Source organism: Pseudomonas campi (assembly GCF_013200955.2).
In the GTDB taxonomy this organism is placed as follows: Bacteria; Pseudomonadota; Gammaproteobacteria; order Pseudomonadales; family Pseudomonadaceae; genus Aquipseudomonas; species Aquipseudomonas campi.
The window spans coordinates 462340-475630 of the sequence record NZ_CP053697.2 but is presented as its reverse complement, the minus strand read 5'-3'; the positions used below and the strand labels follow the sequence as shown (position 1 = coordinate 475630).

Below are 13291 nucleotides of genomic sequence, written 5' to 3'. Positions count from 1 at the left end.
ATCCTTGAGGAGTGGTTGACGCCGGCAAACTCCGCCGGCCGCTGCAGAGTAGCCATAGCCCTGGGCGTTGCCAATACGTCAGTGGCAGATGGGCCTTGAACTGGCGCGTCTATAGTTCCTGCTCAACCCACTAGCCGCGAGAAAACCCCATGAGCACGCTATACAAGGTCGCCGTCCTCGTCGGCAGCCTGCGCAAGGCCTCGATCAATCGCAAGCTGGCCATGGCCCTGGCCGAACTGGCACCGCCTTCGCTGCAGCTGAACATCGTCGAGATCGGCGACTTGCCGCTGTACAACGAAGACATCGACGTCAGCCCGCCACCGTTGCCCTACACCCGCTTCCGCCAGCAGGTGAACAGCGCCGATGCGCTGCTGTTCGTCACCCCGGAATACAACCGCTCGGTGCCAGCGCCGCTGAAGAACGCCATCGATGTCGGCTCGCGGCCCTATGGCCAGAGCGTGTTCAGCGGCAAACCGGGGGCCGTGCTCAGCGCCTCGCCGGGCGCGGTCGGCGGCTTTGGCGCCAACCACCACCTGCGTCAGTCCCTGGTATTTCTCGACGTGCCGGTGCTGCAGCAGCCGGAAGCCTACCTGGGCGGCGCCGGCAGCTTCTTCGACGAGCAGGGCAAGCTCAACGATGGCGTGCGTGGCTTCCTGCAGAAATTTATCGACGCCTATGCGCTGTGGGTGGAGCGCCATGTGCAGGTCTGATCCGCACCAGCGACCGAGCCGGTCAAAGGGCAAAGCTGCCACCTGAGTCGCTCTGCCGGCTACCGGCTTGCCCTACAATCGCCGGCCGCGCCTGCTGCATCCGCCAGCGGCGCCCGTCAGGGACAGGGAGTGCCAGCATGCCACAGGGAAACAATGCACCAGACAGCGACAAGGTCTGGGTCATACCGGGTTTTCTGGGCATACCGCTGCTGCCGTTCATGCTCTTCGGCATCTTCGTCTACGGCCTCGGCAAATTGCTCTGGCTCGGCCTGCGTGGCGGCAAGGACGGGGTGGCCAGCAACTTCCTGCTGATCCCCCTGCTGGGAGTGGTCATTGTCGACGGCCAGAACGACACCCGCCTGCTGCACTGGCTCAACTATCACTTCATCATGGGTGAGTTCGGCTGTGGGCTGGTGATTGTCAGCTACCTGGTGTTCTGCCTGCTGCCCCACTTCGATCACCCACGCTTACGCTTCTTCGCCCACAACGCTTCACGCATTCTGATGGGGATGATCGTGCTGCTGTTCATCGACGCGCAACTGGCCGGGGAAGTACACCGCGAAGCCGTGAGCAACTGCGTGGGCAACTCCGAATTCAGCGGCCCCATCCATAGTCGCCACAGCTCCACACAGGGTTTCACCTACATGCAGTACCAGCTGCGCTACGGCGACAACCAGGCGCTGTCCTATTACTCCTTCGACAGCAGTGCCTGCCACACCCTGTCGCTGCGCCGTGGCCTGCTGCCCTGGTATCACTACCAACTGCTCGACGGCCCGGCGGAAAACCGGCTGCCCTTCCCCTGCCAGGGGACAGTCTGCGCCATCCCGACAGCCTGGTTTTCATCAGACACACCCAGGAGCGGGCTGTCCACCCTGCATCCACAGCAGTCCAGCACTACCGCTGCGCCCAACTAGGCTGACGTTCACCGCAGCAAGAGCCCGCGAGCCTAGCTGGGCGGCGCCGGTAGCTTCTTCGACGAGCAGGGCCAGCCTGAATGACGGCGTACGTAGCTTCCTGTACAAGCTCATCGACGCCTATGCGCTGTGTGCGGCTAGAGAACCGTTCAGAGTCCTTGCAGCAAGCTCAGAATGGCCTGCGGCCGCTGGTTGGCCTGGGCCAGCAGGGCCGTCGCGGCCTGCTGCAGGATCTGGTTCTTGACCAGAATCGAGACTTCCGCCGCATAGTCGGTATCGCGGATGCGACTGCGCGCCGCCGAGAGGTTTTCCGCGACGTTCTCCAGGTTGGCGATGGTGTATTCGAGGCGATTCTGTATCGCCCCCAGATTGGCGCGGCTACTGTCGATGCCAATCAGCGCGCCGTCGATCACGCCGATGGCGATCTGCGCGCCGATATCCGTCAGCAGATCCAGTTCGTCGACCGTCTCCAGGCTGCTGGTATTCGACGTCACACTGCCGTCGAGGGTGGCCGCAGCGGCCTGGCTGGAGAAGGCCACAGCACTGGTGAGACGCACCACGCCAATGGCCCGCAGCGCCGAATCGTCGTCCAGGGTCGCCAGCGCCACCGTCAGTTCCTCGAGCCCTTGGTAGTCGAAGTTCTGCGCTTGCGCGGTGCCCGTGGCATTCGACAGGAAGGACTCAATGGCGATGTCGTCACCGGACTCGCTGGTCAGCCACAGCTTGTCGCCCTCGACTCGCGCACTGATGCCCGTGGTGGTCGCCCGGGCGTTGATCGCCTCGGCCATCAGGCCGAGATCACCGTCCTCGACCTCGGCGTGGATGCTTACCGCCTCGCTGTTGCGGCCATACAGCTCGAAGGAGTAGATGTCGTCGGCGCTGAATGTCAGCTGCAGCACCGTTCGCGCATCGGCCGTGACGCCGGTGGTTTCACTCTGCCGGTTGATCGCCCGGGCCACCTGGCTGGCCGAGCCGGCCACATCGAAGGTCGCCGTGCCGCGGCCGGCAATAGTCAGCTCGCTGCTGACATCGTTGTCCGCCAACGTGCCGGCCTGTTCCAGCAAGCCACCGAGCTGATCCGCCGTCGCGGCGCCGAGCGTGCCATTGACCAGGTCGCGGACGTTGCTGCCAAGGGTATCGGAGCGGTAATTGCCGAGGCCAATGGCAATGGTCTCGAAGGCGTTGGCACCGACCTGGAAGAGCTGCGAGCCAAAGCTGCCGTCGAGCAGCTTGCGCCCGGCGAAACTGGTGGTCTCGGCGATGCGCGTCAGCTCCTGTTGCAGCTGCGCGACTTCCTCCTGCAGGGCACTGCGTTCGCTGAGCCCATTCGAGCCGCTGGCCGCCTGCAGGGCCAGGTCGCGCATGCGCTGGAGAATAGTGGTCGACTGCTGTAGCGCGCCCTCGGCGGTCTGCGCCAGGGAAATGCCGTCGTTGGCGTTGCGCACGGCCACACCGAGGCCACTGATCTGGCTGGTCAGCCGGTTGGCAATCTGCAGCCCGGCCGCATCGTCCTTGGCGCTGTTGATCCGATAACCGGCGGACAGTCGCTGCATCGAGACATCCAGCGCACGCGACGTCTCACTCAGGCTGCGCTGAATGCCGAGCGAGGAAGCATTGCTGAGGGTCAACGCCATAAATTCAGTCCATTGAGCAGCGCCGGCTACCTTGCCGAGGCCGGCCAACCCATTTCGGGCTGACACCTGCACATCGGCCGTAGCGCAGGATTCTTTAGCCCGAGCAGCCGCCATTCGTCCGCAGGGCAACTAGGCTTGCCTGCAGACAGCGGAGGATTGCCCCATGGCTGCGGAACCGATCGAAGACGACGCCTGGCGCGATGGCGCAACCGACTCGCACCTGGCCGAAAGCCTGGGTGACGCCCTGCAAGCCCGCGCGCGCAGTGGCCAGCCGATGCGGGGTTTCCAGCTCAAGCGCGCCGCGCTGGCGGGGATCGACCTGGTCAACCACGGCAGTCGCAGCGGCTACCAGCTACACGATACCGACCTGTACCGCGCCGATCTGCAGAACGCCCACCTGTTTGCCCTAGACCTGCGTGGCAGCTCGCTGATGAAGGCCGACCTGCGCGGCACCAATCTGCACTGCGCCGACCTGCGCGACTGCAACCTGCTGGGTATCCGCCTGGACGGTGCACGCCTGGACAATGTGATCTGGGATCGCCAGTTGCTGCAGGAGCGCCGTGGCCGCGAACGCCAGCGTGCCGGCGACAGTGACGCCGCCCGCCAGCTGTTCGAGGAGGCCGAGGAAACCTACCGCAACCTGCGCCTGCACCTGGAGAAGGCCGGGCTGTTCGAGCAGGCCGGGATCTTCTTCCACCGCGAGATGGTCATGCGCCGCCTGCAGATGCCGCGCTTCTCCGGCAAGCGCCTGCTGTCCTGGCTGGTCGACCTGTTCAGCGGCTACGGCGAGAAGCCGCTGAATGTGGTGCTGTTTTCCCTGGGCCTGATCTTCGTCTGCGGCCTGCTCTACTTCCTGGTCGGCGTGCGCCACGGTGACCTGCCGCTGCGCCTGGCGCTGGAGCGCGGCTGGCTGGCCAACCTGGCGGATCTGGCCGGCTGCCTGTATTTCAGCGTGGTCACCTTCACCACCCTGGGCTATGGCGACATCACACCGCACGGCCTGGCCCGCCCGATTGCCGCCTTGGAGGCCTTCGCCGGCAGCTTCACCATGGCCCTGTTCGTCGTGGTGTTCGTGAAGAAGATGACGCGCTGAGCGGTATTACAGACCGTACTTGGCCTGCAGCGCGGCAACCGCCAGCGCTTCGCTGCGCAAGAAGGCATCGAAACGCCGGATCAGCTCGGGATGGCGGATGCTCGACAGATGGTAGTAGCTGTCGCTGAGCGGCAGCAGTGCCGGCTCGACCACCAGCCCCGTCGGCTGGCCCTGACGGACCAGGTGATAGTGCGCCACCTGCTGCGCCATGTTGGCCGCGTCGATATAGCCGGCCAGGGTCATGTGGATCAGTCCTTGCGGATTCGGCGCCTCATGGATTTCCACCTGCCCGGCGGCAATTTCGGCCTGGAACTTCCAGGGGGTAAAACCGCGCACGAAGCCCAGCTTGCGGAAGCTGGCACGCGGCTGCCCCAGCCGCTCCGGCTTTACCAGCATGGCGTCCTGAAACTTGATCACCGGCTGCGAGTAATGGATGGCATTTACCGGTAGTGCGGCGTGGCTCCAGCGCGGGTTATCCGGAAACACCAGATCCAGTTGCCCAGCCAGGTACGAGTGATAAAGCCGGCGCACGGGCAATGCCACGTACTGCAGGCGAATGTTCTCGTGAGCGGCAAACAGATCCAGCAGCTCCCGGGCATACCCCCGGTACTGGTAGTCCGGCGGGGCCACCGAGTAGATCGGGTAGTAATCGACCTGCTCCACCCCCACGCGGTACTCCTGCGCCACGGCCGGCAGCAGCGCGAACAACGCGCACGCAGTGGATAGCAGGCCAACGAGTCTGGCTGAACGGGCATAACGCTGGACAAGCGGGATCAGCATGGCGAGGCCTGGTTTCGGCGCGATACCAGCAGTGTAATCCAGGCTGCCGCTGCGCCCAGCGGCATGCAGTGAGCAGGCCGCGCTGCGTCCGCGCGCAAACCGCCATAGCCAGTGGCGAGCAGGCACGCCGGGGGACTGAATTGCAGCTCTAGCTCAGCCGCCTTCGTAGCCGAATCAGCCGTGGCGCGCGGCACTGGCCTGGACGATGCGCTGCGCCGGCACGCGCAGCTGGGTCAGCAGATAGTCGGCAAAATCGGGCGCGTAGCCCTGCACGGCGATGGCTTGTTGCATGCAGCTCAGCCAGGCCTCGGCGTGCTCAGCGCTAATTGGCCACTGGGCATGGAAACTGGGAATCGCGATCGGCCCGTACTTCTCGCCGAACAGCTTCGGTCCGCCGAGCCAGCCACTGAGGAAGCAGGCCAGCTTGTCACGCGCCAGCGCCAGGCTGGCGGGGTGCATGGCGCGCACCTCGGCGGCCTGCGGCAGTTCGTCCATATAGCGATAGAAATCGTCCACCAGCCGGCGCAAGCCCTGCAGACCACCCGCGGCCCGGTAGGAGGCGTCGCCGACACCGTACTGCTCACTCATGCACCATCCTCTTGCCCAGAACCTGTTTGGCCTGTCGTTGCAGAACCGATCAGGACTTCTCCAGCATCGCCCGGTGGGCGCGCAGCTGCTCGATCATCTGCCCCATGTGCTGGATACGCTGATCCACCTGTTCCACCGTGTCCAGCTGCATCATGCCCATGCCGTGCCCCATTGGCATGCCCTGCTTGCCGCCGTGCATGGGGCAACCGCCCATCATCTGCATGCCGCCACCCATGGCCTGCTGGTGCTCCTGCATCAGCTTCTGCCGCTCTTCCGGGGTCTTGCCGGCCATCCATTTCTGATGCATCTGCTGCATTTCGCTCATGTGCTGCTGCCACTGCTGCTCGGTCGTGGCATCGGTCGCGGCCCAGCTGCTGCCGGCTGCGAGCAGCACAAGAAGGCTGCCCAGGCGTATTGATCTGTTCATCTGCAAATCCTCTGCGAAGCAACGTGGAGTCTTAACTTTAGGCCCCTCGCCCAGAGTGCGGTTGATCTGTATCAACTAGCGGTAGGCTCGCGCCAAGCATGCGACACTGGCCCACACCCAACGCTCACCAAGGAAAACTGATGGAACTGCGTTTCAGCATGGATGCTGCCGAGCTGCACCAACTGACCGAGGACATCATTGCCTGCCGCCTGGCGAGCCATGAGCAGACCTTTGAACGCCTGGCGCACTGGCAGGCACGCCTGCTCGCCCCGCTGACCCTGGGTCTGATCGTGCTGCTACTCGCTCTGCTGCCGCTGCTTGTGCAGGGCGGCTATAGCGCGCCCAGCAGCATCGCCACGCTGCTGGTGATCGGCCTGGTGCTCCTGCTGTGGCGTCGCGTTGCCGCGCCCTGGCTGCAACGCGCCGTGCAGGCCGGCCAACCCCGCAGTGCGCGCATTCGCCAGCACAGCGCCGCGCGCCTGGAACGCAGCCTGCGTCAGCAACTGAGCAAGAGTCTGCCTCGGCTGCGCGGCCTGCATGTGTGGACGCTCGAAGAACAGGGCGTACTGGTCAGCACGCCTGACGGCCAGCAACAGCGCATCGCCTGGGGCCAGCTCGAATGCGTGGCCGAAAGCGCGCATTTCTACCGCCTGGCCAGCCGCGCCCAGCAGCGCCTCGGGCTGGCCTACACCATCAGCAAACACAGCTGCGAAATGGACGCCGCCACCTATCGGGCCGGCCTGGCGCAACTGCTGGCCCACTGTCACAGCGCCACGCGCCAGCCCTGAGCCAGCCGCCTCTCCCGCAGGATCGGCTTCAGCCGCGATAGCCATGTCACCGCCGGCTGCGCGCCGTGTTCAGAGCACCAGACACGCGGGTTGCACCCGCCCTACCGCGCCCTCGCCTCAGCTACCGATCACCCCACCATCCAGCTTGGTGATCAGCAGCGTGGTCGAGCGCGGGCGGGTCTTGCCGTCGCTGGCCGGGAAGCTGATGCCGGGGTGCTGGATGTTCGCCCACATGGCCTTGCCGTCCGGGCTCCAGGCCAGGCCGGTGACTTCGCAGCCGCGCGGGCCGACCAGGAAGCGGCGTACTTCGCGGGTGGCCGGGTCGGCGCAGAGCAGCTGGTTGCAGCCCATGGCCTGCATCGGCGCTTCGCTGTCGTCGTAGTCGGTCTGGATCCACAGGCGCCCGGCGGCATCGAAGGCCAGGCCGTCCGGCGAGGAGAACAGGTCGCCATTGATGGTGCCGGTGAGGTTGACCGGTACTGGCTGGCCATCCTGGCCCTTGGCACCCCGATTCTCGCCGGCCAGCAGGAACAGCTCCCAGGTGAAGGCGGTGGCGGTCGGGTCGGCGTTCTGTTCGTTGAAGCGCAGCACCTGGCCGTGCAGGTTCTGCGGGCGCGGGTTGGCCTTGTCGGTGGGCTGCTTGGCACCACGGCCGTCGTTGTTGGTCAGGGCCACGTAGACCTCGCGGGTCTTGGGATGCACGGCGGCCCACTCGGGGCGGTCCATCGGCGTGGCGCCGGCGCGGTCGGCAGCGGCGCGGGCGTTGAGCAACACCTCGGCCTGATCGGCGAAGCCGTTGTCCACGGTCAGACCGTTCTGCCCATGCACCAGCGCCAGCCACTGGCCGCTGCCATCGGCGTCGAAGCGCGCAACGTACAGGGTGCCCTGATCCAGCAGGTCGCGGTTGGCCTGGGGCTGGGAAGCGTCGAAGCGCCCGGCGGGGACGAACTTGTAGACGTACTCGCCCTTGGCGTCATCGCCGGAGTAGAAGGCCATGCGCCCGTCCGCGCCCAGGCTCAGCGCCGCGCACTCACGCCCGATGCGACCGAAGGCGGTGCGCTTGATCGGCTGCGCCTTGGGGTCGAACGGATCGATCTCGACCACCCAGCCGAAGCGGTGCGGCTCGTTGACGTGGCCGCCATGGGCCTGGTCGGCATAGGGCGTGGCGTCGAAGCGCGGGTCGGCGGTTTCCCAGGCGTAGTTCTTGCTCGTGCCTTCCTTGGCCAGGCCGTAGCGTTTGTGCGAAACCCTGGCCTCGTAATCTTGTTTATCGCGGTTGATGAAGTAGTTGTGCCAGTTCTCCTCGCAGGTGAGGAAGGTGCCCCAGGGCGTGACGCCGGTGGCGCAGTTGTTGAGGGTGCCGAACACTTCCAGGCCACTGGGGTCGCTGACGGTTTTCATCACGTCGAGCCCGGCCAGCGGGCCGGCGATGCGCATGGCGGTGAGCATGCTGATGCGGCGGTTGTAGGGCGAGTCCATGACCCGCTGCCAGTGGCCGTCGGCGCCCTTTTTCACCTCGATCACCGAAACGCCGTGGGCGGCCTGTTCCTTGCGCACCTCGGCCAGCGGCCGTGGTTTGGTCTGGTCGATCTGCCCGGACGGGTGCAGCGGCGGGTTGACGTATTCGTGGTTCATCACCAGCAGGCCGCGCTCGGTTTCGCCGGGGAAGGCGAAGAAGTCCATGCCGTCGTGGTTGTCCCCGGCCTGCTTGAGCTGGGCCTGCCAGTCGTCGCTGGCGTCCGGGTTCCAGGCCGGCGCGCCGGCTTCCACCGGATCGCCCCAGGAAAAGAACGGCACGGCGCGGTAGCCCTCGGCCACCAGCACGCGGTCGAACTGCGGGTCGATCTGCACTGGCACGCCCTGGAAGCCGAGCAGCGGGCTGGCGCCGGCCTTGCTGCAGGCGCTGATGCCGCCGGCGAAGAAGCCGAGGGCGGCGAGGCTCAGGCCGCCCTTGAGCACGTTGCGCCGCGCCGGGTTGATCAGCTCGGCCAGCGGCGGGTTGGCGCTGGGGTTGATGGCGATGTCGTCGTGGGCTTCCAGGCTGGCGTGGAAGTGGCTGTGCTCGTGGCTCATCACGGGGTCTCGATCTTGACGGAGGTGGGGTTGTCCCGGATTGCATCCGGGCTACGGATCGGTGTTGTCTGCTGCCCTCTCCCCGGCCCTCCCCCATAAATGGGAGAGGGGGTTGTCCGGGCGGGGCGGGGTTTATTCGATGCGGTAGTGGAAGGTGTTCTTCACCCCTTCCACGGCCACCGCCTGGCCATCGACGATGCGTGGCTGGTAGCGGAAGCTTTTAGCGGCGGAAAGTGACGGGCGAATGAACAGCGGGTGGCAGTCGCCCACCACCTGCGGGTTCTCCACCCGGCCTTGCGGGTTGACCCGGTAGCTGACGGTGCAGTCGCCCTGGATGCCCTTGTCGAGGGCGCGTTCCGGGTAATCCGGCGCGTCCTTGGCAATCGGCAGGTACTGGCGGCTGGCGGCTGCCGCGGCTTCGACCTGACGGGCGCGCTCGGCGGCCTGGGCCTGCTGTTCGGCCAGACGTTGCTGCTGCGCTTGCGCCTCGGCTTCGCGACGCTGCTGCTCCAGCCGTTGCTGCTCGATACGCTGCTGTTCCTGGCGCTGCTCATCGCGCTTCTGCTCCTCGACCCGCTTACGCGCCAGGGCGGCCTGTTCCAGCTTCTGCTGCTGAATGCGCGGATCAGGCTTAGGCGCTTCAACCGGCTTGACTGGCTCCAGCGGCACCGGCGGCGCAACAACCATTTCGGGCTGTGGCGGCGCGGGGGGAGCCGGCGGCGCCAGGCTGATCAGGCGGGTGGTCAGGGTGCGCACCTGCGGTGGCTCGGGCGTAGTGTCCGGCCAGTGAAACAGCAGCAGGCCCAGCACCAGCGCATGCAGACCGACTGCCACCACGGCCGCACCGGCATTGCGCAGCCAGGCGGGGCTGGGCAGCGCCGGCAGGGCCAGGCTGGGCGCGGGCATCAGCGCGCTGCTCATTGCGGCGCCTCGGTGATCAGGCCGAGGTTGCTCACTCCGCCCTGCTGCAGCGCGGCCATGCCGGCCACCACCGTGGCGTAGTCGGCGCCGCCGTCGGCGCGGATATACACCTGGGTGTCGCCATGGGCGGCGATCAGCGCGCCGACCTTGCTGCGCATCTCCTCCAGGTTCACCGCGCTGTCGGTCTGGCTCTGGGTATCCAGCTCGCTGCCGAGGTTCCAGTAGTAGCTGCCATCGACCTTGACCGAGAGGGTCAGCACCCGCTGCTGGCTATCGGTCGGCAGCGCTTCGGCGGCGACCTTGGGCAGCTCGACCTTGACTCCCTGGGTGAGCATCGGCGCGGTGACCATAAAGATCACCAGCAGCACCAGCATCACGTCGATATAGGGCACCACGTTCATCTCGGCCTTGGGGCCGTGCTTGTTCTGCGGCTTGCGCATGGGGCTCTCCTCAGGCGGCCTGGGCGATGCCCGGCGCGGCCTGCAGCTTGCGATGCAAACGCGCCTGCAGTTCGTTGCCGAAGGCGTAGAAGCGCGTGCTGAGGGTGGCCACGCGGGCGGCGAAGCGGTTGTAGGCGATCACCGCGGGGATCGCCGCGAACAGGCCGATGGCGGTGGCGATCAGCGCCTCGGCGATGCCCGGCGCGACGGTGCTGAGGGTCGCCTGCTGTACCTGGGACAGACCGATGAAGGAATTCATGATCCCCCACACGGTGCCGAACAGGCCGATATAGGGGCTGACCGAGCCGACCGTGGCGAGGAACGGCAGGCCCTTCTCCAGGCGCTCTTCCTGCTCGGATATAGCCACCAGCAGGCTGCGCTCGACGCCGTCGATCACCGCCTCGCCGCTGATACCGGGCTCGCGTTTGAGGTGGGCAAATTCGTTGTAGCCGGCACGGAAGATCTGCTCCAGCGCGGCATCGCTGTCGATGCTGTCGCCGCCTTCGCGGTACAGCGCGGCGAGGTCGCCCTGCTGGCGGAAGCGCTTCTGGAAATCCTTCAGCAGGCGTTCGCTGCGGCCCAGCAGCAGGCTGCGCTGGACGATCAGGTACCAGCTGGCCAGCGAGGCGCCGAGCAGGATGAGCATGACCAGTTTGACCAGCAGGCTGGCGTCGCCGATCAGGCTCCAGACGGTCATCTGTTCGAGGGTGGGGTGCATGGTGGGGCTCCTGTATTTCGGCACGGGCCAATGGCTGGCCGGTGGTTTCTCCCCTCTCCCCGGTCCTCTCCCGCAAGCGGGAGAGGGGCAACGGCGGCGCGGAGTCTGGGGTTATTCGATTACGTTGCGGTTACCGGCTGATGACAGCGCTTTTTTGTAGGAGCCAGCTTGCTGGCGATCAGTACCCGACCGGAGTCACGGAGGATCGCCAGCAAGCTGGCTCCTACGGAGAACGGTATCAGTCCAGGCTCAGCGTCCGGGCTACCTCGCTCCAGGGCACCAGCTTGAAGTTCTGCGTCTGCTCGGGCATGCGCTTGCGGCCGTCCTGCACCACCAGCATGCCGTCGCTCCAGGGGCCGCCGAGGTTGGCGGCGCTGACCTCCAGGCCGTCGGTCTCGGAGGCGCCGTCGATGCCCAGGGCGCCGTTGAGGCCGACGCGGAAGGCGCCCTTGAGCGCATAGGGCGGCTCGGCATCGAGCACCACGTAGCTGTCGTTGCCCTGGCTGGAGATCACCAGGTAGTCCTGCGCGCCGGCTTGGTACAGGCCGAGGCCCTCGACATCGGCCTTGAGCACCTCGCCCACCGCCAGCACGCTGACCAGCTCGGCCGGCGCATCGGCGCGGGCATCCACGGCCCACACGCCGGCGTCTTCCTCGCCTAGGAACAGGCGCTGACGCTGGTCGTCGGCGACGCAGCCCTCGGGCTGGCTGTCCACCGCGAAACGCCGTACCAGCTCGCCCTTGATCTCACCGCTAGCGCCGTCCAGGCGGTACTGCAGGAAGCTGCCATCCTTGCCGTTGGCGAAGGCATACAGCTCGCCGGGCGCCGGCTGGAACAGACAGATGCCGTAGATTTCCTTGATCGGCGTGCGGATCTCGCCAGACTCGCGCAGCTCGCCGCTGACCCGGTCGATGGCGAACAGGTGGATGCTGTCGTGGTCGCGGTTGCTGGCTACGGCCAGGTCGACCTGAGTGCCGCCGAGGTCGAAACCGGCGCGCACATCGACGTTATTCAGACGGCCGACCGGCAGTTCCTGCAGCAGCCTGCCGTCCAGGTCGTAGGCCAGCAGGCCCTGCTTCTTGTTGGTGCCGAGCACGCGCGACAGCGCCGGCTGCTCGGGGTGCACCCAGATTGCCGGGTCATCGGCGGCGTCGCCGTGGCGACCGACTGGCTCGCTCTGGCGCAGGGCCGGGATACTCGGCAACACCGGTGGCAGCTCAACGGCGACAGGCTGCCAGTTCAGTTCGCCCTGGTAGAAGCGCCCGGCGCCGTCGTCCTGCACCAGCAGTTCCAAACCTTTTTCGGAACTGCGCACGGCCAGGCGCTCGGGCTCATCCAGGCCCTTCAGCGGCAGGCTGGAGACGTGCTGCCAGGCTTCATCCTGCTGCTGGTAGAGGTTCAGCTCGGCGGCGCCGGGGTCCAGGCCCAGCAGGCCGCCCGGCACGCTGACCATGGCCCCGGCGCTGTCCTTGAGATTGCCGAATGGCGCGCGGATATCCACCGGCACGCGGCTGGCGTCGGCTTCCGGATGAGCCGGGTAGGCCCACAGGCCGACGTTCTCCTCGTTGACGAACAGCCGGTTGCCGGCGTCGTCGGCCTGGCAGTATTCGGCCTGCGGCGGCAGCGGCAGGCCGCGCACGCGCTGGGCCTCGGTGTTCAACTGGTTGCCGGCGCCGACCAGCCACTGCTCGCCCTGGCCGTCTTCGCCGATCAGGAACAGATAGAGGTTGGCCGCGTCGTCGCGGTACAGGCACAGGCCGCTGATGGCGTAGTCACGCACCGGCAGCAGCTGTGGGCGGCTCCACTGCTTGCCGGCGGTATCCAGGCTGACCAGGGCGGCCTGCTGGGTGGCGTTATCCAGGCTGGCGACGATCAGCTGCTGGCCGGCGCTGCGACTGTCCAGGCCGGAATAGGAACCGGGCAAGCGCGCCAGCTCGGCGCCCTCGCCATCGAGCAGGAGCAGGCCGTTGCGCTCGCTGGCGGCGATGCGCAGGTCGGCGCCGCCACTCAGCTCGGCGGGGACGAAGCGCAGGTCTTCAGCCTTGACCTTGGCCGAGGCGCCCCAAGGGCTGAGGGCCAGGCTCGGGCTGGCGGCGGAGGCCAGTGGCGGCAGCTGGTCGCAACCGGCCAGGGCCAGGCTGGCGAGCAGCAGGGTACGGGTGAACAGCGGATTCATGCGGTGAGATGTCCTTGTAGCGAAGCGTG

At 66.6% G+C, this 13291-nt stretch carries 13 protein-coding genes; 4 read left to right on the top strand and 9 right to left on the bottom strand.

From position 1 onward, the window contains the following. Positions 1–149 precede the first annotated feature (149 nt). Positions 150–710, top strand: a complete 561-nt coding sequence (locus HNE05_RS02045; protein ID WP_173211519.1) for an NADPH-dependent FMN reductase — start codon at positions 150–152, stop codon at positions 708–710. A 137-nt stretch (positions 711–847) separates the two neighbouring features. Continuing rightward, positions 848–1624: a hypothetical protein gene (locus HNE05_RS02040; protein WP_173211518.1), complete on the top strand. Its 777-nt coding sequence runs from the start codon at positions 848–850 to the stop codon at positions 1622–1624. A 149-nt stretch (positions 1625–1773) separates the two neighbouring features. On the opposite strand, the gene HNE05_RS02035 is transcribed toward HNE05_RS02040, so the two are convergent. Beyond that, positions 1774–3258: a flagellin N-terminal helical domain-containing protein gene (locus HNE05_RS02035; RefSeq protein ID WP_173211517.1), complete on the bottom strand. Its 1485-nt coding sequence runs from the start codon at positions 3256–3258 to the stop codon at positions 1774–1776. A gap of 163 nt (positions 3259–3421) precedes the next feature. On the opposite strand from HNE05_RS02035, the gene HNE05_RS02030 reads away from it, so the two are divergent. Next, positions 3422–4351 carry an ion channel gene (locus HNE05_RS02030; RefSeq protein WP_173211516.1) on the top strand — a complete coding sequence of 310 codons (930 nt, stop codon included), beginning with the start codon at positions 3422–3424 and terminating at the stop codon, positions 4349–4351. Positions 4352–4357: 6 nt separating this feature from the next. Here HNE05_RS02030 and HNE05_RS02025 read toward each other — a convergent pair whose 3' ends face one another. The 3 genes from HNE05_RS02025 to HNE05_RS02015 all read right to left on the bottom strand — a co-directional run bounded on the left by HNE05_RS02025 (position 4358) and on the right by HNE05_RS02015 (position 6146). Next, the gene (locus HNE05_RS02025) at positions 4358–5131 is read right to left on the bottom strand and encodes a substrate-binding periplasmic protein (RefSeq protein WP_180889168.1); all 774 of its coding nucleotides are present in this window, start codon (positions 5129–5131) and stop codon (positions 4358–4360) included. Positions 5132–5305: 174 nt separating this feature from the next. Further along, the gene (locus HNE05_RS02020; protein WP_173211514.1) at positions 5306–5719 is read right to left on the bottom strand and encodes a group II truncated hemoglobin; all 414 of its coding nucleotides are present in this window, start codon (positions 5717–5719) and stop codon (positions 5306–5308) included. Positions 5720–5768: 49 nt separating this feature from the next. Beyond that, a complete protein-coding gene (locus HNE05_RS02015; RefSeq protein WP_173211513.1) occupies positions 5769–6146 on the bottom strand; it encodes a hypothetical protein in 378 nt (125 codons plus the stop codon). A 140-nt stretch (positions 6147–6286) separates the two neighbouring features. On the opposite strand from HNE05_RS02015, the gene HNE05_RS02010 reads away from it, so the two are divergent. Continuing rightward, a complete protein-coding gene (locus tag HNE05_RS02010) occupies positions 6287–6934 on the top strand; it encodes a hypothetical protein (protein WP_173211512.1) in 648 nt (215 codons plus the stop codon). Positions 6935–7051: 117 nt separating this feature from the next. On the opposite strand, the gene HNE05_RS02005 is transcribed toward HNE05_RS02010, so the two are convergent. From HNE05_RS02005 to HNE05_RS01985, 5 genes are all read right to left on the bottom strand, one after another. Next, positions 7052–9007 carry a PhoX family protein gene (locus tag HNE05_RS02005; protein ID WP_173211511.1) on the bottom strand — a complete coding sequence of 652 codons (1956 nt, stop codon included), beginning with the start codon at positions 9005–9007 and terminating at the stop codon, positions 7052–7054. A gap of 132 nt (positions 9008–9139) precedes the next feature. Next, on the bottom strand, positions 9140–9928 hold the full coding sequence (locus HNE05_RS02000) for an energy transducer TonB (RefSeq protein ID WP_173211510.1): 789 nt from the start codon (positions 9926–9928) through the stop codon (positions 9140–9142). After that, positions 9925–10368: a protein TolR gene (gene tolR / locus HNE05_RS01995; RefSeq protein WP_160488347.1), complete on the bottom strand. Its 444-nt coding sequence runs from the start codon at positions 10366–10368 to the stop codon at positions 9925–9927. The genes HNE05_RS02000 and tolR overlap by 4 nt, the downstream gene beginning before the upstream one ends. Before the next feature lie 10 nt (positions 10369–10378). After that, positions 10379–11086 (bottom strand): protein TolQ, encoded by a 708-nt coding sequence (gene tolQ / locus HNE05_RS01990; protein WP_173211509.1) that lies wholly within the window; start codon positions 11084–11086, stop codon positions 10379–10381. Positions 11087–11324: 238 nt separating this feature from the next. After that, on the bottom strand, positions 11325–13262 hold the full coding sequence (locus HNE05_RS01985) for a phytase (protein ID WP_173211508.1): 1938 nt from the start codon (positions 13260–13262) through the stop codon (positions 11325–11327). Positions 13263–13291: the final 29 nt, after the last annotated feature.